This is a genomic window from Celeribacter ethanolicus (genome assembly GCF_002407265.1).
In the GTDB taxonomy this organism is placed as follows: domain Bacteria; phylum Pseudomonadota; class Alphaproteobacteria; order Rhodobacterales; family Rhodobacteraceae; genus Celeribacter; species Celeribacter ethanolicus.
Map to the genome: position 1 here is coordinate 115,521 of NZ_CP022197.1, position 21,175 is coordinate 136,695.

The 21,175-nt window shown below is 59.4% G+C and carries 25 protein-coding genes; 16 read left to right on the plus strand and 9 right to left on the minus strand.

The window, feature by feature from the left end:
• Positions 1-9: 9 nt before the first annotated feature.
• The 4 genes from CEW89_RS20425 to CEW89_RS20440 are packed head-to-tail and all read left to right on the plus strand — an operon-like array spanning position 10 to position 3,939.
• Complete coding sequence (locus CEW89_RS20425) at positions 10-471, plus strand: rhodanese-like domain-containing protein (protein WP_009573612.1); 462 nt, start codon at positions 10-12, stop codon at positions 469-471.
• Between the two features lie 15 nt (positions 472-486).
• Positions 487-1,935, plus strand: a complete 1,449-nt coding sequence (locus CEW89_RS20430) for a multicopper oxidase family protein (protein ID WP_009573611.1) — start codon at positions 487-489, stop codon at positions 1,933-1,935.
• On the plus strand, positions 1,932-2,624 hold the full coding sequence (locus tag CEW89_RS20435) for a TVP38/TMEM64 family protein (RefSeq protein WP_009573610.1): 693 nt from the start codon (positions 1,932-1,934) through the stop codon (positions 2,622-2,624). The genes CEW89_RS20430 and CEW89_RS20435 overlap by 4 nt, the downstream gene beginning before the upstream one ends.
• A complete protein-coding gene (locus CEW89_RS20440; RefSeq protein WP_009573609.1) occupies positions 2,617-3,939 on the plus strand; it encodes an APC family permease in 1,323 nt (440 codons plus the stop codon). Before CEW89_RS20435 ends, CEW89_RS20440 begins: the two co-directional genes overlap by 8 nt.
• 208 nt (positions 3,940-4,147) lie before the next feature.
• Here CEW89_RS20440 and CEW89_RS20445 read toward each other — a convergent pair whose 3' ends face one another.
• Together CEW89_RS20445 and CEW89_RS20450 are read right to left on the minus strand one after the other, a co-directional pair.
• The gene (locus CEW89_RS20445) at positions 4,148-4,468 is read right to left on the minus strand and encodes a type II toxin-antitoxin system RelE/ParE family toxin (RefSeq protein WP_009573608.1); all 321 of its coding nucleotides are present in this window, start codon (positions 4,466-4,468) and stop codon (positions 4,148-4,150) included.
• A 5-nt stretch (positions 4,469-4,473) separates the two neighbouring features.
• Complete coding sequence (locus CEW89_RS20450) at positions 4,474-4,716, minus strand: type II toxin-antitoxin system ParD family antitoxin (RefSeq protein WP_009573607.1); 243 nt, start codon at positions 4,714-4,716, stop codon at positions 4,474-4,476.
• A gap of 473 nt (positions 4,717-5,189) precedes the next feature.
• Between CEW89_RS20450 and CEW89_RS20455 the strand changes: the two genes are divergently transcribed.
• The gene (locus tag CEW89_RS20455; RefSeq protein ID WP_040402907.1) at positions 5,190-5,843 is read left to right on the plus strand and encodes a hypothetical protein; all 654 of its coding nucleotides are present in this window, start codon (positions 5,190-5,192) and stop codon (positions 5,841-5,843) included.
• A gap of 236 nt (positions 5,844-6,079) precedes the next feature.
• On the plus strand, positions 6,080-6,922 hold the full coding sequence (locus CEW89_RS20460; protein ID WP_096807337.1) for a hypothetical protein: 843 nt from the start codon (positions 6,080-6,082) through the stop codon (positions 6,920-6,922).
• Between the two features lie 270 nt (positions 6,923-7,192).
• Here CEW89_RS20460 and CEW89_RS20465 read toward each other — a convergent pair whose 3' ends face one another.
• The 5 genes from CEW89_RS20465 to CEW89_RS20485 all read right to left on the minus strand — a co-directional run bounded on the left by CEW89_RS20465 (position 7,193) and on the right by CEW89_RS20485 (position 10,443).
• Entirely contained in the window at positions 7,193-7,555 is a 363-nt protein-coding gene (locus CEW89_RS20465) for a SpoIIAA family protein (RefSeq protein WP_009573604.1), read from the minus strand.
• Positions 7,527-8,492 (minus strand): cation diffusion facilitator family transporter, encoded by a 966-nt coding sequence (locus CEW89_RS20470; protein ID WP_096807338.1) that lies wholly within the window; start codon positions 8,490-8,492, stop codon positions 7,527-7,529. The genes CEW89_RS20465 and CEW89_RS20470 overlap by 29 nt, the downstream gene beginning before the upstream one ends.
• Positions 8,482-9,237 carry a transglutaminase-like domain-containing protein gene (locus tag CEW89_RS20475; RefSeq protein WP_009573602.1) on the minus strand — a complete coding sequence of 252 codons (756 nt, stop codon included), beginning with the start codon at positions 9,235-9,237 and terminating at the stop codon, positions 8,482-8,484. Before CEW89_RS20475 ends, CEW89_RS20470 begins: the two co-directional genes overlap by 11 nt.
• Before the next feature lie 95 nt (positions 9,238-9,332).
• Positions 9,333-9,911, minus strand: a complete 579-nt coding sequence (locus tag CEW89_RS20480) for a cation efflux transmembrane domain-containing protein (RefSeq protein WP_009573601.1) — start codon at positions 9,909-9,911, stop codon at positions 9,333-9,335.
• Between the two features lie 103 nt (positions 9,912-10,014).
• The gene (locus CEW89_RS20485) at positions 10,015-10,443 is read right to left on the minus strand and encodes a MerR family transcriptional regulator (RefSeq protein ID WP_013959865.1); all 429 of its coding nucleotides are present in this window, start codon (positions 10,441-10,443) and stop codon (positions 10,015-10,017) included.
• A 207-nt stretch (positions 10,444-10,650) separates the two neighbouring features.
• Between CEW89_RS20485 and CEW89_RS20490 the strand changes: the two genes are divergently transcribed.
• From CEW89_RS20490 to lnt, 10 genes are read left to right on the plus strand one after another with little or no spacing between them, the layout of a single operon-like run.
• Positions 10,651-11,217, plus strand: a complete 567-nt coding sequence (locus CEW89_RS20490) for an SCO family protein (protein WP_038008468.1) — start codon at positions 10,651-10,653, stop codon at positions 11,215-11,217.
• Between the two features lie 5 nt (positions 11,218-11,222).
• Positions 11,223-11,645 (plus strand): disulfide bond formation protein B, encoded by a 423-nt coding sequence (locus CEW89_RS20495; protein WP_009573598.1) that lies wholly within the window; start codon positions 11,223-11,225, stop codon positions 11,643-11,645.
• The gene (locus CEW89_RS20500; RefSeq protein WP_009573597.1) at positions 11,642-12,301 is read left to right on the plus strand and encodes a DsbA family protein; all 660 of its coding nucleotides are present in this window, start codon (positions 11,642-11,644) and stop codon (positions 12,299-12,301) included. The genes CEW89_RS20495 and CEW89_RS20500 overlap by 4 nt, the downstream gene beginning before the upstream one ends.
• 23 nt (positions 12,302-12,324) lie before the next feature.
• Positions 12,325-12,792, plus strand: a complete 468-nt coding sequence (locus tag CEW89_RS20505) for a copper chaperone PCu(A)C (protein WP_009573596.1) — start codon at positions 12,325-12,327, stop codon at positions 12,790-12,792.
• The gene (locus tag CEW89_RS20510; protein WP_009573595.1) at positions 12,792-13,418 is read left to right on the plus strand and encodes an SCO family protein; all 627 of its coding nucleotides are present in this window, start codon (positions 12,792-12,794) and stop codon (positions 13,416-13,418) included. Before CEW89_RS20505 ends, CEW89_RS20510 begins: the two co-directional genes overlap by 1 nt.
• Positions 13,415-14,788 (plus strand): M23 family metallopeptidase, encoded by a 1,374-nt coding sequence (locus CEW89_RS20515; protein ID WP_009573594.1) that lies wholly within the window; start codon positions 13,415-13,417, stop codon positions 14,786-14,788. The genes CEW89_RS20510 and CEW89_RS20515 overlap by 4 nt, the downstream gene beginning before the upstream one ends.
• A 3-nt stretch (positions 14,789-14,791) precedes the next feature.
• Positions 14,792-15,247 (plus strand): DUF411 domain-containing protein, encoded by a 456-nt coding sequence (locus CEW89_RS20520; protein ID WP_009573593.1) that lies wholly within the window; start codon positions 14,792-14,794, stop codon positions 15,245-15,247.
• A 12-nt stretch (positions 15,248-15,259) separates the two neighbouring features.
• On the plus strand, positions 15,260-16,042 hold the full coding sequence (locus tag CEW89_RS20525) for a ZIP family metal transporter (protein WP_009573592.1): 783 nt from the start codon (positions 15,260-15,262) through the stop codon (positions 16,040-16,042).
• Positions 16,043-16,070: 28 nt separating this feature from the next.
• Positions 16,071-16,529, plus strand: a complete 459-nt coding sequence (gene lspA, locus CEW89_RS20530; RefSeq protein ID WP_009573591.1) for a signal peptidase II — start codon at positions 16,071-16,073, stop codon at positions 16,527-16,529.
• Positions 16,496-18,073 carry an apolipoprotein N-acyltransferase gene (gene lnt / locus CEW89_RS20535; RefSeq protein ID WP_096807339.1) on the plus strand — a complete coding sequence of 526 codons (1,578 nt, stop codon included), beginning with the start codon at positions 16,496-16,498 and terminating at the stop codon, positions 18,071-18,073. Before lspA ends, lnt begins: the two co-directional genes overlap by 34 nt.
• Before the next feature lie 9 nt (positions 18,074-18,082).
• On the opposite strand, the gene CEW89_RS20540 is transcribed toward lnt, so the two are convergent.
• Positions 18,083-18,595, minus strand: coding sequence for a L,D-transpeptidase family protein (locus CEW89_RS20540; protein WP_096807340.1), 513 nt, complete (start codon positions 18,593-18,595; stop codon positions 18,083-18,085).
• A gap of 63 nt (positions 18,596-18,658) precedes the next feature.
• Positions 18,659-21,013, minus strand: a complete 2,355-nt coding sequence (locus CEW89_RS20545) for a heavy metal translocating P-type ATPase (RefSeq protein ID WP_096807341.1) — start codon at positions 21,011-21,013, stop codon at positions 18,659-18,661.
• Positions 21,014-21,175: the final 162 nt, after the last annotated feature.

Consider the following 21,175-nt stretch of genomic DNA (forward strand, 5'->3'; position numbering starts at 1 on the left):
AGGCAGACCATGCTGAGCCGCCGTCAAACTTTTGGCCTGTTCGCATCGAGCACCTTGCTTGCCTATTCGCCAGCTTGGGCTGACAACCATGACGTATGGGCGCTCGATACTCTCCATGATGCGCTGAAAAGCGATTTGGCAAGGCTTGTGGACATCCGCAGACCCGAGGAATGGCAAGATACCGGCGTCGCGGAGGGGGCGTGGCCAATCGACATGACCCATCCGCGGTTCGGGGAGCGCCTCTTCGACGCCCGCGATCTTGCTGCGGGACGCCCGGTCGCCCTGATTTGTCGGACCGGCCATCGCTCAGGTCTCGTAATGAGCAAGTTGCGTGAAGCGAAAGCTGCCGGCTTTGTTGACGCCGTAGGCGGGATGCTTGGCGCCCCGGGGAGATCCGGCTGGATCGAGCAAGGTCTGCCGACAGTAACAAGAGAAGCCGCACTGGCCGCCCTCCCAAGTGAGCTAGCGTGAGACACAAGCTATACCATGACAAATCGTAGAGCCTTCATCGCCGGCTTGGCTGGCCTGCCGTTCGCCACAGGTCCGCTGGCGGCCATCGCACAGGGGAGTGTCAGGGCGTTGGCTATGCCACCATTGCTCGACGCAACCCGCGATCGGCATTTCCGTCTGACTGCCCAAAAGGGCAAGACCGATTTTACAGGACTGGGCGGCGGTGAGACCTGGGGGTTCAACCAATCCTTTTTGGGGCCTACGCTACGTCTTCCCGCAGGAGCTTCGACGCAAGCACAGATCGACAATACGCTGTCAGAGAAAATCTCGGTGCACTGGCACGGTATGCTGATACCCGGCGAAGTTGACGGCGGCCCACACCAGACCATTGAACCGGGCACGACTTGGTTTCCCGAACTGGATCTGACACAACCACCCGCTACTCTTTGGTACCACTCGCACGTTCATGGTGACACCGGACGACAAGTTCAAAGGGGATTGGCCGGTGTGATCCACGTTGATGACGGTCGGGACGATGCTCGGGGTCTCCCGATCTCATACGGCGTCGATGATTTGACCTTGGTTCTGCAAGACCGCCGGTTCGACCGGCAGGGCCGCATCGATTATGGCCTGTCTATGCCAGATCAGATGATGGGTTTCATGGGCAATGTCATTCTTGTTAACGGTCAGCTAGGCACCCAGGCTGTCGTCCCTCGCGGTATTGTCCGTTTGCGCTTGCTCAACGGCTCGAACGCGAGGATTTATCCCCTATCGTTTTCTGACCGTCGCGAGATGCACCTCATCGCGACGGACAGTGGCTATCTCAATCAACCTGTCGCCATTGAGTCCCTCGTGATCGCTCCCGGCGAACGATACGAAGTCCTCGTCGATTTTTCGGGAGGAGAGGCTGGCACGCTGGTATCCTCTGCAAATCCCAATCAGATGATGGGTGGGATGATGGGCGGCGCGAGCACTGCTGGGGGGAGCTTCGTAGTTGTACCCTTTGGTGTGGATGCGAGACTTCCTGCCCGCATTCTGGAAATACCCGCCGACTTGGGCGGCGTCCTGCCTGACGGTGAGGCCCGATCAGTCAATACACGTCAGATCACACTCGATATGCCAATGGGGATGGGCATGATGATGCGTAGGTCGAATGATCGGTTTGCGATCAATGGGCAGTCCTTCGACATGGGGAGGATAGACTTGTCTCTTTCGAAGGGGGCGACCGAGATTTGGCAAGTCTCCTCAAACATGATGATGCACCCGTTTCATGTTCATGGCGTGAGGTTTCAGGTGCTCGCCGAAAACGGAAAGAAACCAAGCATACAAAATTCTGGCTGGAAGGATACCGTGCTCGTAAATGGCCGAGTCGATATCCTGGTCAGCTTTGAGCAGACGGCAGATCGCGCCAATCCCTTCATGTATCACTGTCACATCCTTGAACACGAAGATGGAGGAATGATGGCGCAGTTCACGGTCACATGATCGTGCAAGCATGGGGATATGGTCGCCTGATTGGTTGTTTGGCGATAGCAACAGTTCTGTCTCTTGCAGCTTTCGGTTTTTTTTCGGGCACGGTTTCTCTGAGCAATCTTGGGGTCGCCTTTTCACAGGCTGAAGTGCAGCGCCATATTGAAAATGCCGGAGCCGTTGGCCCCCTCGCGGTTATTGCACTCATGGCCCTCGCGATTGTCGCAAGCCCCATACCGAGCGCACCAATCGCACTTGCCGCCGGGGCTGCATTTGGTCACTATCTCGGAGCCGCCTACGTAGCCATAGGCTCGGAGCTCGGTGCTACAATCGCATTTGTCTTCGCGCGAAAACTCGGTCGAAGCACAGTTCGGCGTTTTTTGGGTAAGTATTCAGAGTTCGGGCTGTTGGGGTCGCAAAAGGCTCTGATGTTATCAGTGTTTGCGTCCCGCCTGCTTCCATTCGTTTCTTTCGATGCAATCAGCTATGTTGCGGGCTTGAGCCAACTTCATCTATGGCGCTTCATGCTGGCAACTTTTGCCGGGATTTTGCCGGCGAGTTTTGTTCTTGCCCATTTTGGAGCTGTGGCCATGTCAGGGGATTGGGGAACGGCTGAATGGATCACGATAGGACTTGGGGTTGTGACAGCACTGCCTTTTGTCTTTTTGACCCTCAAAAATAGAAAGCAGATCGACGATGAATAGCGACTATAAAGCGGGCAGCATTTCTCTTTGGGATGCCGTCGCCATGGGGACTGGTGTCATGATTGGCGCCGGAATTCTGGCACTCACAGGCCAAATTGCGGAACTGGCCGGCCCTACCTTTCCACTTGTGTTCATCGTTGGAGCCATCGTTACAGCCTTCAGCGCTTACACTTACATAAGAATGTCCAATGCCTACCCGTCAGCTGGCGGAATTGGAATGATCCTGCAAAAGGCCTATGGACCAACCGCCGTAGCCGCTGCAGCGGCTTTGCTTATGGCTCTGTCAATGGTCATTAACGAAAGCCTAGTCGCACGGACCTTCGCAAACTATTTGCTCCGTGGACTGGGCATTGCACCAGATGGCTTACTGGTTCCGGCAATAGGCGTTGCTCTCATTATCGCAGCCTATGTCGTCAACATCTCGGGCAACCGCTCTGTAGGCTGGATTTCCCAGTTGCTCGCGGTACTGAAGGTTGGCGGTATCACTCTGTTTGGGATCTCTGCGCTTTGGGCCGGCGGGTTTACTTTTGGCACAACAGGAGATGGAACAGCTTCACAGGGTCTCAGCGGATTTGTTGGTGCCACAGCGTTGGCAATTCTGGCATTCAAAGGGTTCACGACAATCACCAACAGCGGCGCCGAGATAGTGGACCCACACCGCAACATCGGACGCGCGATCATCATTTCATTGGCGGTCTGCGTAGTGGTGTATCTCTTGGTAGCATTTGCGGTGGGAAGCAGCTTGCCGCTTGGCAAGATCGTCGAAGCAAAAGACTATGCGCTCGCGGAAGCGGCAGCACCGTCCCTTGGGGAAACGGGCTTCTATCTGACCGTCGCGCTCGCTTTGATCGCAACTGCATCAGGCGTGATTGCCAGCATCTTTGCGGTATCTCGTATGTTGGCAATGCTGACAGAGATGAAATTGATCCCGCACAGTCATTTTGGGATGTCAGGCGGAGTCCGCGACCATACACTGATCTACACAGTAGTGATTGCGAGCCTGCTGACCATTCTCTTCGACGTTAGCCGAATAGCGTCGATGGGGGCCTTCTTTTACCTTGTAATGGATATGGTTATTCACTGGGGAGTGTACCGAAACCTTAGGGCCGAGCTTTCTGCGCATGGATGGATCATGTTGACTGCAATCGGTCTCGACGCGATCGTGCTTGCCGTATTCGCTTCACTAAAGTGGCAGAGCGATCCAATGATTGTAGTGGTCGCATTCGCGATCATGGCTTGTGTATTGATCTTTGAGCATTGGTTTCTTCAGCGCACAAAAACCGAGCCACATCAACATGATCACAATGGGCATTGAGTGCTCGCGTGATGACCAGGTATCGAAGCAGTAATTCTTAGCGCTTCCAACATTCAAATTGGTCGGGTTTGAGCGATTTTGAGACCCACTTTGCCGATGTGTAGGACTACTTTCGTTGCCTCGATGGCGGGCGCCAACGCGCGTTTCACGAGGTCAGTGAAGACTATGGAAGACTGGTCGAGCCATTGAAATGAGGAAACGCAAGGGCTTAACCGCCGTCGAGATCCTCGTAGTAGACGAGCGCGGGCATGTTGCGGCGCTGATGCACGATGCGCAGGATGACTGCCGCCCCATCCGCCGCATCTAGCCGCTTGTAGAAGATCACGTGACGTTGGCAGTTGACGGACCGCAACCCCGGAACGAAGAGACTCCTGTCCCGACCCCGGTCGGGATCCCCGGTGATCTGCTCGAAGGCGTTGACCAACTGGCGGTAATAGACGAGCCATTGGTCCCTACCCCAAGTTTCGACGGTGTAGGCACGGATCTCTTCAAGGTCGGCCCTGGCCCGACCGGAAAGTCGAATAATCATATGGGTCAGCGATCAAATGCATCCGGTTCGAAGGCATGAGCATCGAACTCGGCGAAATCCCCATTTTCGGCCAGGGAGGCTGCTTCCTCTAGGTCGGCCTTGAGGGCATAGAACTGCCGGGCGCCATCCTTCTCCATCAGCATCCTTACGCCGGCGCGCACGACTTCGCTCAGATTGGCGTAGGCGCCGGACTCGATCTGCGCCTGCACATATTTCTGCATCGGTTCGGTCAGGTGGACGTTTGGCATCAGACTCTCCTATCCATGCTCAATCGTATCAGATACTGACATAGATATTCAAGCTCATGCTCGATCCCAACTTGGGCCCCAAATCGGCTCGCTGGCTGCTCCCGCCCTTCTGCTCCCGGATTCCATGCGGAGAGCCGGGCCGGGCAGTTTCCCGATACAGCCCTTCCCGAGGCCAGGAGCGCTGCGCCACGCGGTTTGGAGGGCTCATTCGATCTGTCCTTCCGTGACCACTTTCGCGGCCACATTGGAACACCCAATTTCCCCTTTGTAACAGACGTTTGTTTAGCAGCTAACATGAAAGGGGTCCGCAATTTTGGCCACTTTCAAGACGCAGAAGCAGCCAGAACCGGCGTCAGATCTTGGAAGCGGTCAAGCGACACAAGCGAACAGTCGCAAGCAACCATCAATCAAATCTCCTTGCTATCATTAATGTTGTTTCGTATCGCTGCACCATTATAGATGGAGTCGGCATCATGAAGCACGTGATCCACAGCGTGGCAACAGCCACGGCACTAACCATATCCGGACTAATGGCCTCGTCAGGTCCGGCTCAGGCCTATCAGGTGGACTGTGCAATCCTCCTCTGCCTTGCGGGCGGCTGGCCTGCCTCCGCGCCCTGCGCGCATGCCAGAGCGGTCTTCATTCGGCGGATCACACCATGGCCGATCGAGCCGCCCTTACAAATCTGGCGGTGTCCGATGGGTGTGTCGTTCAACGATCCCAGCCCGATGTCGCCTATGGAACGCCTTTATGACACCACGTTCCGCGATCCGCCCGAACCGCAGGAATCGACTTCGAAACCCCTTGTTCGCGTCCAAGCAGATGAGCAAGCTGACATCGACATTTCGGGCGACGCCTTTGATTTCGTGCGCAGCATACGGGTCTATCACATCCAGTATCGCCAGCACGAAAACCGAGATGGCGACTGCAATCGCAGCGACTCGACGCGATTGGGGTCCTACGGCGTGCAGGGCGACTACCGATGGACAAGATCCACCGTGGGCCAGGTGCCAGCCGCATCCGGCCTGAGCATCCCGAATGGATGCGGCAGCTACTTTTACCGTTCCGTCTTCGTCGACTGGCGTGATCACGCCGGGAACTATGGCTCTGAAGAGGTTCGCTACTGACAAAATCTGCGCGCGGTATTACCGCGCGCGTCCTGACAACCCCGCACGGAAGGCTGTGCAAAACCCCCGAAAAGGAGACGACGCCAGACCGTGAAGCCTGACGCCGTGCTAGAAAACTCCGTGAACAAGAGTTTCCTAGCGCACCGCTAAAACACCCGCAACCAGCAAAGTTGTTTTGCTGGCAAGAATGTTGTTGTCTCACGACATGGCGTCGGTTCTCCAAGGAGACCTCGACCATGGAACCTACGACCGGCCTGATCCTGCGACGGATCACACAGACAAATCTCTCTGTTGCTGCGCACAAGCTTGCTACCCTCATCCTCGATGCCATCGCCTGGAAGGATGGCTACAACGGTTTGTCGCGCGGAACGGCAGCCTTCACCCTCTCGGCCCTGGCGGAGAAGATGGGTGTTTCACGACAATATCTTTCGGTTCTATTGAGCGAACTTGAGACGTCGAAGTTGCAGCTCGAGCGGGCAAAGCCGAATGGAAAGTTCGCGCCCTGGATCTTTCGGTTTTCCGCCTTCGACGAGGAGAGTGAAACCCATGATCTCGTGTCAGGTGAAGGTGACACATCACTATCTAGAGATAATAATAACAAAACTATCTTCTCAGGACTGATCGACATCACCGCGAGTTCGAACGTTTTTCAGACCAGTTGGGCAGAGCTCATCAAAGCAGCGAAGGCCACGTTGCCCTGCTGGAACATCGACACCCAGGTCATCTGGGATCGCTTCCTCGCCTTCAATCGGTCCCGAGGCAACGGCAGGGTGCCGGCCGGCTTCCTGCTTGGCTTCATGCGCCGGTGGCGAAATTCGTCGGGAACTCCAACTCGTCCCGCGGTCAAGCCGCCCGCGAGACCAATAACGGACCCCAAAGAGCGCGAATTGCTGAGACAGATGCAAGCCGCACCAACTTCGAACCGCCAGTTCCACGCGTCCGACTTGTGTCGCTTGATCGGATACACTGCCTACGAAGCGCGTGTACTCGATGTGATCCACGAGTTTGGGTGCCAGAGGTTTTCAGCGACGTTGGCGGTGCACGGACGAGCGGTGCTGGCAGGGGAGATATCCAGGTAGATTCACCTGCCAAGCTTTGGATCCGGGAAGGCTCTGCCCCCGCGTACAGAAAATCGGCAGATAATGAAGTTTATGTTAAATTTCGAAGAATTCAGCGCGTAGGGACTTATTTTGCAGCCTAAAGTCGACATCAAACTTCATCGGATTTTTTCATCCGAGCAGACAAATGTTGCTGACTACATTTAGATCGTTCCGATCCTCCATTAATCGTGAAGCATCTGATGTGATGTCAATTTCCAGGCCAGAATCCTTTTCTTGCAGAATCGCTGGCTACCCGTCACGCGCCCACGCAATTGCGGACTCGGTATCGCTGGATTCGAACCACTGCATCTCGGAGCCCGTCAGTAGGTTGACCACCCGTGCGCCCCATTCCATCCATCTGCGTTCTCCGACAACCGCTATGCGACCGAAATCGTTCACGTGGGCGGTGTCGACCTTCAGATCTTCCAGCATCGCCGAAGGCTCTTCGTAGCCCTCGAAACTTGTAAGGTCGAGAACCAGACCCGGATTATCGGTTGTTCCAAGACGCTCATGAAGCAGCGCGTGCATTTGCTTGAATTCTGTCTCCGTCAACTTGCCTTCGCAGACGAGCCCGATGACATCATCACGCTCGGTCAGCGTTTCCTTGAACATTGGTCTTCTCCTTTTCACTTGCGTTGCCGTGACAGTAGAGATCGGCGTTCTGATGAGCGCGATCCTCGTGCTCGAATTCGAGGCTGGAATGGCTGATGCCGAATTCTTCCTTCAGCCGCTTTTTGATCGCGCTCTTGATCTCTTCAATCTTCGACCACCCTTCGGCTGCCACGACGACATGGCAGTCGAGCGCAGCCTCGTGCTCTTGCATTTGCCAGAGATGGACGTGGTGGACGTCGGCGACGCCTTCGACTTTCCGCATCGCTTCGACGACGGCCTCGTTGTCGATGTCCGGCGGGCTCCCGAGCATCAGGGTTCGGATTGGGCCGCCCATTTCAGTGAAAGACAGATACAGGATGTAGATCGCGATGCCGATGGTGATGGTAGGATCGACCAAACGCATGTCGTAAAGGATGATCATCGACCCAGCGACGATAACCGCGACCGAAGCAAGCGCGTCCGACAGGTTATGCAGGAAAAGCGCGCGGATGTTCACGCTCCCCTTCTGCATCGAATAGGTCAGCATTGCGGTCAGCGTGTCGACCACAAGCGCGATTCCACCGAGAATGACGACGGTCCACCCCATGACTTCGGGTGGATCAATCATGCGCATGCCACCTTCGTAGATCAGATAGAAGCCGATCACGATGAGGGTGGTGTAGTTGATCAGGGCCGCGACGATTTCGACCCGACCATAGCCGAAGGTCATGCGCTCATCGGCCGGGCGGCGCGCGATCTTGCGTGCGGCGAAGGCAATGACAAGCGAGGCCATATCGGAAAAGTTGTGCAGCGCATCGGCGATCAGTGCCAAACTACCCGAGAATATGCCCCCGACGATCTGCGCAACGGTAAGAAGCCCGTTCGCCCAGATCGCGATGGCAACCCGCCGATCGCCAGAATCCGGTTCGATATGCGCGTGCCCATGATCATGCGGCATTGGCAGGCTCCTCATGCGCGTGTGTCGCGCGTCGGTCAGTCTTGAGGCGGCCGCTGCGGAAACCACGTACGCGCGCATTCATCCAGTGGCGGATGATATGACGGTAAAGGGCACCACGCAGCCACCCAAAGGATTGCTCATGGGACAAATAGAAGGCGTCCGGCGTATCGTACACGCCAAAATCTTGCACAATGCCGGTTTTCTGAATGTAGGTATCTTCTCCGTTCCAGGCGACGGGAGGCGCGCCAAGGCAATCCGTGCCCGCGCCATAACCGCAGAGACTTTCTGTGTCCGAGAATGACGTTTGCAGGACATCGAGGAAAGCGTCATCCAGGATGAAGCCTTCAAGGTTGATCCAGGCACCTTGAAATTCGATCTCGACCCATGAGTGGAGAATTTCCTGCGGAGCAAGCGGATACACCAGCTCAGGGACAACACCGCGCTGCAAGCCTTTGTGGATCGTAAACCCATGCAACCGGCAACGAATGCCGACACCACGCAGCAGCGCCATCAAGAGCGTGCCTTTGGTATTGCACTGCCCATAGCCGTCGGAAAGCACTTCGGATGCGGGGATGTCGTCAGCTCGATTGTATCCGAACGCGATTTCATTCCGAACGAAATCATAGGCAGCTCCGATCCGATCGTATTCGGATAAGCCGCGCCAGCTGCGGTTCTCAATTAGACGCGCAAGAGGCGCGGCATCAAAATCCAGTAGTTTGGTGGGTACAAGTAGGGGGTCGGTCATCTGCAACGGGTCGCTCCTCGAATCGTCTTGGAACAAGACTAATTGCTATAGTCACTATAGCTTCAATCCTTTCTTTCAGAAAGAATCTCCCGCAACTATTTGTCCGTGTGAACCGCTTTGTGGTGTTCGCCGTGTGCGTCGCGCAGGATGTCGATACCGCCCCAGGCCGCGATCCCGGCGACGATCACACCGACGACAAGGTCCGGCCAGTTGGTTCCTAGCCAAGCGACGAGGCCACCGGCCACGACGATCCCGAGGTTCGCGGCGAAATCGTTGTAACTGAAGGTGTTGGCCGCGCGGATATTGACGTTTGGATTTTTGAGCTTAGCGAGCAGCCAAACGCAGACTGCGTTGATAGCCGCCGCGATCAGGGCCATTGCAATCATGATCGTCCCGAGCGGATCTGACCCACCGATGTAGCGGCGCCACGCATCGTAGAGGATGCCTGCAGCGAACAGGATCAGCAGCCCGCCGGAAACGTTCGCCGCCCCGCGTTTCCATTTGGCGGATCGGGACAAAGCGAAAAGGCTGATCGCGTAGACGAAGCTGTCGGAGAGGTTATCGAGCCCGTTGGCGATCAGGGCACTTGAGTCGCCGAAGGCGCCTGTTGCGAAAAAGGCCACGGCCAAACCGATATTGAGCGCCAGAACGATCCAAAGCGTCCGTCTCTCCATTGAATCTTGTCTAGCGGCCATTTTGTGGTTCCAGCTTGTGTTGTACGACACATTAACTTCTGCGGCTGATCTGCGTTCCAGCCGGAATGTTGGCTGAATTCCTTCAGGCCCCGATTTCCTCGTGTTCGGTCAAGCATTCCGAATGGTCCCGCAACACCTCAAGCACCTTGCAATCTCCCGTCCGCCCGCCGCTGCATTCGTGAACCATGCGTTTCAGTTCCGTGCGCAGCGCCTTCAGGCGGGCCATGCGCTGCTCCACCTGTTTGAGCTGGCGACGCGCGATGGCATCAGCTTCATCACAGGGCCGATTGGGATGGTCGCTGAGGTCGAGCAGCTCGCGGATCGCATCGAGCGAGAAGCCGAGTTGCCGCGAGTGGCGGATGAAGGACAGTCGATCAAGCTGTGCATTGTCGTAGCGCCTCTGTCCGCCTTCGGTCCTGCCAGGTTCGGGCATGAGTCCGATCTGTTCGTAGTACCGGATGGTCTGCACTTTTGTGCCAGTCTTCTTTGACAGAGTACCGATCGTGAGCATTTTCGCCTCCATGAAAAAGATACAGTTTGTGTAGGTTTTGCCGTCGGAATAGACAAGTGTCGGATTCACAGACGCGTGAGTTCAAGCTATACCATGATTTCGTGCTTGAACCTCTAGCAGCTAGAGGATGTATCCGCACAAGCAATAAGAATCAAAATCAGGCGAACAGGATTGTCCCTTACATCGGCACAGAAGTTTCTTTGGGTTTTGGCAGGCGTGGCAGCGCTTGCCTTCGTATGGCTTTTGCTATGGTCCGATTATCGTGCCGATAGCGCCCGAACCGACGCCGAACCGCCTTTTTTCGCTGAGTTCGAACTGACGGACCACCAGGGTATGGTTCGAACCGAGGAGGACTTTGCGGGGCGCTGGATGCTGGTTTTTTTCGGCTTTACCAACTGCCCCGACGTCTGCCCGACGACCCTATCCGAGGTCGCGGCGGTGATGGACGGTCTGGGCGACGATGCCGCCAAGGTCCAGCCGATTTTCATAACAATCGACCCTGAACGAGACACGCCCGCAGCACTCGCCGAATACGTCCCGCTGTTCGATGCGGGCATCATCGGGCTGACCGGCACGCCGGAACAGATCGCCGCCACATCCGAGACCTTTCCGATCTTCTTCGAACGCGTCGAAGAGGCTGCGGCGCCGGATGGTTACACGATGGGCCACACGTCGCATCTGTTCCTCTTCGATCCCGACGCGGGCTTCGCCGACTCGTGGCCCTACGGCACCTCCGCCGAAGAGATCCTCGCCAATCTGGAAGAGAGGATCTGACCGACATGAACCGTATGTCCGGAGAAACAGCCCTCGGGCTGGCGTGGATCATCGCGCTCGTCGCCTCGCTTGCCGTGCTTTTCATCGGCGAGGTGCTGGGGCAGACGCCCTGTGTGCTGTGCTGGTTCCAGCGCGCCTTCATGTTCCCCTTGGCCATTGTCCTCGGGCTCGGCCTTTGGTGGCGGGACGGCCGCGTGGGGCGCTACGGCATCGCATTGGCGCTTGGCGGCGGCGCAATCGCCCTCTGGCACATGGGGCTGTACGTCGGTCTTGTTCCCGAACGCGTCCAGCCCTGCACGGCCACCGGCCCCTCTTGCACCGATGACAACCAACTGGTCTTCGGCATCCCTATCCCGCTGATGGCGCTCGCCGCCTTCGCGCTGATCGGGGCGCTGTCGGCCCTTTCATTAAAGGACACACGAACATGAATCGACGCGGCCTGATCCTGTCCGTTCTTGCCCTCGGCGCCGCCGGTTTCGGCGGAGCCACCTGGTTTGCAAACCGCCCCGGCCCAGTGGCCGAAGCGGAGCCCGTTGCTCCGGAACTTGCGGAGGCGATGATCCGCCCCTACTCGCCCATCCTCGGGCCTGCGGATGCGCCCGTCACGATCGTCGAATTCTTCGATCCGGCCTGCGAGGCCTGTCGCGCCTTTCATCCCATCGTGAAGGACATCATGGCCGAGCATGGGGATGCTGTCCGCGTCGTGATCCGCTACACGCCTTTCCACGGCGCGGCATCCGAGGAAGCGATCCGCGTGCTCGAGGCGGCGCGCATGCAGGACGTTTACATGCCGGTGCTCGAGGCCGTTCTGCGGGAACAGCCGAGATGGGCGTCGCACGGTGCCCCGGAGCCCGGCCTGATCCTTCAGATCGCCGCCACGGCCGGGCTCGATGCCGAGGCCGCCCGCACGCAAATGCTGGCACCCGGTGTCGTGGCGATCCTTAACCAAGATCGTGCTGACGTCGAGGCCGTGGGAATTCGCCAGACGCCCACATTCTTTGTGAACGGCAAGCCGCTCGATCCATTCGGGGAGGCAGAGTTGCGTCGTCTGGTGGCCGCCGAAGTCGCTGCCGCGCAAAGCTGAATGGAAAGGGCAGGATCAGAACGATGAAAAAGTATATTTTGACTGGCACACTGGCCGCGCTTTTGACCCTAGGAGGGCTCTCAGTGCCCGCGCTGGCCGGACCCGAGGATGTTGTCGTCGAGAACGCGTGGTCCCGCGCCTCCATCGGGATGAACCGTCCCGGGGCCGCTTACATGACGATCCGCAACACTGGCGACGAGCCGGTGACGCTGATCGGCCTTACAACACCGCTCGCGATGATGCCCGAAATTCACGAGACGAAGACAAATGCCGAAGGTGTGAGTTCCATGAGCCCGGCGGGGGAGATCGCGATCGCCCCGGGCGAGAGCATCGCGCTCGAACCGGGGGGCCTGCACGCAATGCTGATGCGGCTGCAAGAACCAATGACGGAAGGGGACACTTTTCCGCTGACACTGCTTTTCGACGACGGAGGCGAAGTGACGGTCGAGGTTCCGATCCTCGGCATCGCCGCGCGGGGGCCAGAGGACTGATGCAGCGACGGGCGATCCTGGGGTACGGCGCGGCTGGTGTCGGGGCGGTCGCCCTGATGCTCTTCGTCGGTTGGTGGCGGGTCGACGGACCCGGTGCACCCGCACCTGTCGGGCAGCGGCCTGTGACCCTTACCGAGATGGACTTCCGTCTGACGGATCATGAGGGCAACGCGGTCGGGCCGGAAACCCTGATCGGTCGCCCGACGATGGCGTTCTTCGGCTTCACCTACTGTCCCGATGTCTGCCCGACCACGCTTTCTGACATTTCGGGATGGCTCGACGATCTGGGAGACGAGGCCGACGAGATGAACGTGGTTTTCATCACGGTCGATCCCGAGCGCGACACTGTAGAAACGATGGCCGAATATGTCGGCTACTTCCATCCGGCGATCCGCGGCTGGACGGGACCGGAAGAGCAGATAGCGCGCGTCGCGGACGGCTTCCGCGCCACCTACGAGCGAGTACCGGCGGAGAGCGGCGATTACACGATGAACCACACCGCGAGCGTCTTCCTGTTCGCAGCCTCTGGGCGATTCGTCACCATGATCGACTATCACGAGCCCAAAGAATTCGCGGTGCCGAAGATCCGCCGCGCGCTGGAAGAAGAAATGGAGGGGGCGACATGAGGCTCAGAACTTTGGCGGCTTGTGTCGCAATTGCGGGGACGGTTTCGGGAGCGGCTATCGCCATCTCTGATTCCATGTCGAAAGAACCCGTGCCGCCGGAACTTGCCCAGGCAGGTAGCTGGATGCCCCAAGGTCCTGAAGCCCCCCAGAACGTTGACATCCCCGTGACGCTGCCCGCGGCGGCATGGGCAGACGATGCACCCGACCTCAGCCCGCTGCCCCTTCTGCAGGCCGCGTTTGCCGACAGGCCGGTGCAAGCGATCGAGCCACCCCTGTCGACGTGGTCGCGCGACATTGCTCCGGGCGAAACGCTCGATTTCTTGCTGTCAGAGGCCGGTCTTGCGGCACCTGACAGAGCCGAAGTTGCCCTCGCGCTTGGCGCGGAATACGATCTGCGACGGCTGCGGCCGGGGCACTCGGTCACTGTTGCTTCGACCATGGACGGCAGCCCCCGCACCGTCTCAGTCGCCGTCGAGGACGGGGTTCGGATCGAGGTGGTTTTCGGCGAGCAGTTGTCCACACAGGTCGTGGCTCCGGATCCGGAGATCGTAACCCTTGCCGGCGAAGCCGTGATCGACAGCTCGATCTTCGCGGCACTCGACGAAGCCGGCATACCCGCCCGTTTTTCCGTGGACCTTGCGCAGATGCTGGGTGGGACCGTGGATTTCCGCCGCGAGATGGCCGGCGGCGAAACACTAAGGCTTCTCTGGCGTGAGGCGCGGGTCGGCGAGGACAGGATCGGACAGCCCGAACTCGCCTTCGCCGCACTGGACATCGGCGGTTCGCTCTACGAGATCGTATGGCCTGACGACGGCAGCGGTCAGGCGACGATCTACGTCGATGGCGAGGTGCTGCGCGTCTTCGCACAGCCGGTCGAGGGTGCGCGCCTCAGCTCGGTGTTCGGGCGCCGCACGCATCCGGTCTTTGGCAACGTCCGGATGCACACCGGCGTCGATTTTGCAGCGGCACGTGGGACACCGGTTCAATCGACGGCACCGGGGCGGGTTAGTTTCATTGGCTGGCGCGGTGGCTATGGCCGTGTGGTCGAAATCTCGCACGGCTCCGACACCATGACGCGCTACGCGCATCTGAGCGCCGTGCCGGAAGACCTGGCACAAGGCCAACGCGTTGCGGCGGGAGATGTGATCGGCCGCGTCGGCGCGACTGGCACGGCGACAGGTCCGAACCTGCACTACGAAGTCCTCGTGGATGGGCGCCCGACTGACCCCCTCACTGACGACCGGCTCGCCGAAGCAGCCGAGAGCGAAGCGGATGATACCGCCGCGCTCTCGCGTCTGGCCGAGGCGCGCGCGCTTCTGAATGAAAACCTCGGCAGCGAGATTGCCGAAACGACAACCGAAAGGCTCTGACCCATGAAACGCATGACCCAAGCTCTGGCAATCACCCTCGCCCTGTTACCAGCGGCCCAGGTTCTCGCAGAGGCAACGGCGATCGAGGTCCGCAAGACGAACGGTTGCGGCTGTTGCCTGTCTTGGATGAACCATCTCGAAGAGAACGGGTTTGTGCCGACCGGCCAGGACATGTTCGGCGGGCTTCTCGTGCGCTTCAAGCTAGACAACGGCGTGCCGCAGCGCATGGTCTCCTGCCACACCGCGCTCATTGACGGCTACGTGATCGAGGGCCATGTACCGGCCGCTGACATCCGCCGCCTTCTCGAGGAGCGCCCGGACGCCGTCGGCCTCGCTGTTCCGGGGATGCCCTATGGCTCGCCCGGCATGGGGCCAGAAGACGACCGCGAGGCCTATGATGTCTTCCTCATCCGCAAGGACGGGTCGACGGAAGTCTTTTCGAGCTACGCCGAAGGATAATCTGGCCCGCCCATGGAAAATCTGTCTCCGATAATGCTTGGCTTTCTCGGAAGTCTCGCCGCCGGTTCGCTCACGGCAGTCGGAGCAGTTCCCGTGCTGTTTGGGCGCATCCCGTCCCGGGCCACGCGCGATCTGTCGCTCGGCTTCGCCGCCGGTGTCATGCTGTCAGCCTCGTTCTTTTCGCTGATCATCCCGGCATTGAATGCGGCAGAGCCAATGTTCGAGAACGGCGCGATGCCTGCGGCCATCGTGTGCGTCTCGATCCTTCTGGGAATGGGGGCTGTCGCCCTGATGAACGAAAAGCTGCCGCACGAGCACTTCAAGACAGGACGCGAAGGGCCCGAAGCGGCGTCTTTGCGGCGGGTCTGGCTGTTCATCATCGCAATCACGATCCACAACTTCCCCGAAGGCCTTGCGGTTGGGGTCGGCTTCGGATCCGGAGGTATGGAGGGCGGTCTGCCTCTTGCTGTCGGAATCGGGCTTCAGAATGCGCCCGAAGGATTGGCCGTCGCTGTATCTCTGCTGGGCGAGGGATATCCGAAGCTGCGCGCCTGGGGCATCGCGGCGCTGACGGGCATGGTCGAGCCGATTGGCGGCCTGCTCGGGGCCGGGATCATCACACTGTCGGAACCGCTGCTTCCATGGGGTCTGGCCTTTGCCGCGGGCGCAATGCTCTACGTTATCAGCCACGAAATCATCCCCGAAACCCATCGCAGCGGCCATCAGAACAGGGCGACGCTCGGTCTCGCAGTCGGGCTCGTTCTAATGCTGTTCCTTGATGTCTGGTTGGGATGAGGCAATGTCACTAAACAAGGTATCTCCGATGATCGGCGTCTTCGCAGCACTTGCTGCGTTCGCGATCGATCAGATCACCAAAGCCATTGTCGTTGCGAATGCCGTCACTTTAAGCGCCGGGATTCCTGTGTTTCCGGGATTCAACCTCGTCTTTTATCGTAATGACGGCGTGACTTTCGGGATGTTGGGCGGCGCGCCGTGGTGGAGCCTCATCGCTCTCGCTCTTGCCATCTGTGTTTGGCTAGGGGTTATGCTGTTTCGCGCCGAAAATGCGGTCGAAACACTTGCCTATGGCGCGATCATTGGCGGAGCCCTGGGCAATGTCATCGATCGTGTGCGGTATCGGGCTGTAACAGACTTTCTCGATTTCTACATTGGCACAACACATTGGCCTGCCTTCAACTTGGCCGATGTATTTGTCGTCAGTGGCGTGGGGCTCTTGCTCGCCGCGCCATGGATCAGCGCGCGGCGTTCGATCAAGTCGTGAAGCCGGAAATTCTGAACCGCATCGCTCTGCGCCACCGTTTTCTTTCGCGGATGACGCTTGGTTTCGTCGCCGGGGCGCTGACCGTTCTGACTTTCCCGCCTTTCTCGCTTCTCTTGCTTGTTCCCATTGCCTATTCCGCGTTGTTTGTCGGTCTTCGCGATCTCTCCTTCGGGCGCGCTTTCCTCGTCGGCTGGGCGTTTGGTCTTGGCCAGTTCGGTTTCGGGATTTCGTGGATCGCGGAAAGTTTCTACGTCGAGGCCGAGCGGTTTGGGACGATGGCGATCCCGGCGGTCGCGGGATTGTCCGCAGGTCTCGCGATTTTCCCAGCCATTGCCGCCGCGCTTTTTGCCGAAATCGCGCGGCGCGGAGCCATGGGCAGTCTCTTGACCTGGCTCCTGTTCGCGACCTCCTGGACCGCTGCCGAGTGGTTGCGAGGTCACGTTTTGACAGGATTTCCGTGGAACCTCGCCAGCTACGCTCTGGTCGATTACGCCGCTTTTCGCCAGCCCGCCGCCTGGGTCGGAAGCTATGGGTTAAGCTTTCTCACCGTGTTCGTTGCGGTACTCCCCGGCGCGGCTGCCATGGCGTCCGGGCGGCAACGATTGACCATCTCGCTCATGGCGCTGGCCGGCATAGCGACGATGTGGGCTGTCGGCACACTTCGCCTCCAGTCGGATGCACAACAGCCACCCACTGTCGACCTGCGCATTGTCCAAGGCAACATTCCACAAGAGGAGAAATGGGCGCCCGAGAACCGCGAGGCGACATTCGCGCGCTATCTTGAGCTTTCAACCCGGCGCGGCGATTTCGACGTTCTTCTCTGGCCGGAAACCGCCTTTCCGGGTTTCCTCGATGAGGATACGGAGGCGCAGGCCCGCATTGCCGCCGCGCTACCGGAAGGCAGCGTGCTGCTCACCGGGGTGCCGGACCGTGTACCGAGCGACGATGGCACCCGATATTTCAACACGGTCCAGGCTTTTGGCGAGACGGGCGAGATCCTGACCGGATACGCGAAATACCATCTCGTGCCGTTCGGCGAATATGTCCCATTCCGCGGCTGGTTGCCCATCGAGCGGCTCACGGCGGGTCTGGGCGATTTTACGCCCGGACCGGGCCCGCGAACGCTTGCGCTTCCGGGTGTGCCGCTGGTCGCCGTGGCGATCTGCTATGAGATCATCTTCCCAAGCCATGTGGTCGACGACCTGTTCCGACCCGACTGGATTTTTAACGCGACAAACGATGCCTGGTTCGGCACCAGCATCGGACCCGAGCAGCATCTGGCTTCCGCACGGATGCGCGCCGTAGAGGAAGGCCTTCCTGTCATCCGAGCCGCGAATACGGGCATCTCTGCGGTCATCGACGCGAGCGGAGAGATCGTTGCGCGGCTCGATACCGGCGAAACGGGCATCATCGACGCTAGCCTGCCCTCCGCGCGACCGCCGACACTCTACGCGAGCTTCGGGGACTGGATGCTGTTGGCGCTCATCTTGGCTTCGTGGAGCTCAGCAATGGCGCCAATGCGACGGCTCACTACCGCCGCATGAGAAAGACCGTCATGCAAAGATGTGGATAGGTGTTCCGTCTTTCACCATTGCATAGATGTCCTCGATCTGCCGATCTGTGACCGCGATGCAGCCAGCTGTCCAGTCGCGGACGTCCGTCGGATCGATGCCGGGTCGTGGACCACCATGGATGAAGATGTCGCCCCCCGGGGATCGGCCCTGCGCCTCGGCAAAAGCGATGTCGGCCTGATTCGGATAAGAGATGCCAATCGAAAGATGGTAGGTGCTGTTGGGGTTTCGCTTATCGACTATGTAGGTGCCCTCCGGAGTCCGGCCGTCTCCCTCGAATTGCTTGTGACCCTCGGGCGCGAAACCCAGTCCGACCGGGTAGGTTTGCAATACGCGATCGGCTCCGTCGAGAACAAGCAAGCGCTGCTCCTTGTAAAGCCGAACACGGGTCACCTCGGGTCCGCCATAGCTGCGGAACTTGCTGGCACAGCCGGACAGAAACGCTGCCAACCCGCCCAACAGGACGGCGCGGCGGGGAAATCGGATGGTTTTCACTGCTCGATGCCTCTTTCGTGAGGTCTGTTATGAACAACACGCTACCTTGCAAATGCTGCGTGATCAATGTCCGTGGGCTAGCGCGGCCTTTGTCATCTGTGGACCAACCTGTACACCGCCGGACGGCGGCGCCTTGGCCTCTCGGCTGTTAAGCAGGCGCAGGGCATTGGCCACCACCAGCAATGACACTCCTACATCGGCTGCAATAGCGCCCCACATCGATGCCACTCCGAAAGCGGTAGCGACAACGAAAACGCCCTTGGTCGCCAAGGAAATACCGATGTTCTGATGGATAATCGACATTGTCCGGCGCGAATGACCGATCAGCCAAGGCACCTTCCCGAGGTCGTCTGTCATCAGGGCAATATCCGCCGTCTCGATTGCCGCGTCCGAACCAACGGCACCCATCGCGATGGCGTAATGCGCGCGCGCCATGGCCGGGGCGTCGTTGACCCCGTCGCCGATCATGGCCACCATGTCATGCGTTTCGACCAGTTCTTCGATGGCTGTCACCTTGTCTTCGGGCAGAAGCTCGGCACGGACCTCGTCGATGCCGACCTCGGCTGCAACAGCGCGCGCTGTCCGCTCGTTGTCGCCCGTCAGCATGACGATGGTCTTCACGCCCTGCGCGTGGAGCTGTGCCACGATGCCCTTGGCGTCGGGGCGGATACGGTCGCGCAATTCCAGAATGCCCGTCACACCGGTTTCATCGCCCACGGCAACAAGGGTGCTGCCGGCCCCTTCGATGCGGTCGCGCAAATCCTTCGGAATGGCGTCGCCGAAACCCTTCTCCTCGGCAAACCGGTCCGACCCTAACCAGATCGACCGGCCGTCTGTGCGTCCTTCAAGTCCCCTGCCCGGAACGGTTCGGGTATCTTCCGCGGCGGACACCTTGATGCCGTCGGCTTCTGCCCGCGCGAGAATGGCGCGCGCCAAGGGATGCGAGGAACGTGCCTCCAGCCCAGCGGCGAGGGTCATCAGATCTTGTGCCGATGCTTTACCGAGCGGATGCACCGCCGCCACCTCGGGCTCGCCCATGGTGATCGTGCCGGTCTTGTCCATGGCCAGTGCAGTGGTTTTGCCCGGTGCCTCAACATATGCACCGCCCTTGATCAGCACCCCGGCCCGCGCTGAGGCGGTGAGTGCGGCGACGATGGAGACCGGTGTCGAGATGACCAGAGCGCATGGGCAAGCGATCACCAGCAGCACGAGTGCATTGTAGAACCAATAATCCCAGGCCCCACCGAAAATGAGCGGCGGCAGCAGGGCAATTGCGATGGCGAGAGCCATGACGATAGGCGTGTAGATGCGGGCGAACTTCGCCACCCACTGCTCCACCGGCGCGCGGCGGGCATGGGCGTCACCGACCATGCGGATGATCTTGGCCAACACGGTATCCGAGGCGGCCTTCGTGGCGCGCACCGTCAGTGTGCCTTCGCCGTTGATCGTACCGGCATAGACTTCGTCGCCCCGTTCCTTTGGGACCAGCGCACTCTCTCCGGTGATTGGCGCCTGATCGACGGCCCCTGCCCCATCGACAACCTCACCATCCAATGGGATGCGGTCTCCGCCGCGCACGACGAAACGTGCGTTGATAGCAACCGCAGAAGCCGGAACGTCCGCTTCTGAGCCGTTATCATTAAGAACTCTTGCCGTCGGCGGCGCCAGGTCGAGCAGAGCTGAAACCGCATTCCTCGCACGCCCGACGCTCCAGCTTTCGAGGAAAAGCGAGAGCGAGAAGAAGAACGCGACCGTCGCCGCCTCGAAAAATTCGCCGAGGCCAATTGCACCCGCGACTGCGACGACCATCAGCAGGTTCATGTCGGGCGACAGCCGCCGTGCGGACGACCATGCCTTGGGTGCCACGAGCCAGACACCGAACAGGATCGCAACCGCGAATAGCCCTGCCTCGACCAGTGGCATCGGCGCTTCGCCGTGCCCTGCGAAGAGGCCGAGTGCCCCCCCCATGCCGGTCTCGATGATGTGCCACAGAAATCCCGCGGCCCAGAAGCCGCCACTGAGCGCCGTAAACAGCCGCTGGCGTGCAAGATGGGCCGCCTGGTCCACCGACGCGTTTTCGGCATCCCAGGGCTTGGCGGTCATGCCGGTGCTTGCGACCAGTTCTGCAATTTCGCCGTCCGATACACTCTTGGCGCTGTCGAGAATGGTCATCCGTCCATTGATCACGTCGAACGCGAGATGCTCGGCCCCGCCGATCTTCGGGCCGACCACCTTGTTCAGGATTGCTACCTCCTCGGCGCAATCGAGGCCGGACACCTGAAAACTGCGCCCGCCCGCTGGCGCGGGGGTCGCCGGAACGATGTCGCCGCACGTTCCGGCGCTCCCGCAGCAGCTGCCGCCGCTTGTCTGGGCATCTTCGGCGTGATCGTGGTCGTGACGATGGGTGTCGGGCGGCATGAATGGACCTCTGGATTCGGGTGCTTTACCATGACATAGCCCCTACAGTAGCTAGAGCTTCAAGAGCAAAATACGGTGGTATTTCAGTTTGATTTATTGCTAAAGGATGCGGTGACCGGCTCCATCACGCCTTGAGGCATGAACAGCCGCTGCAAAGAAAAA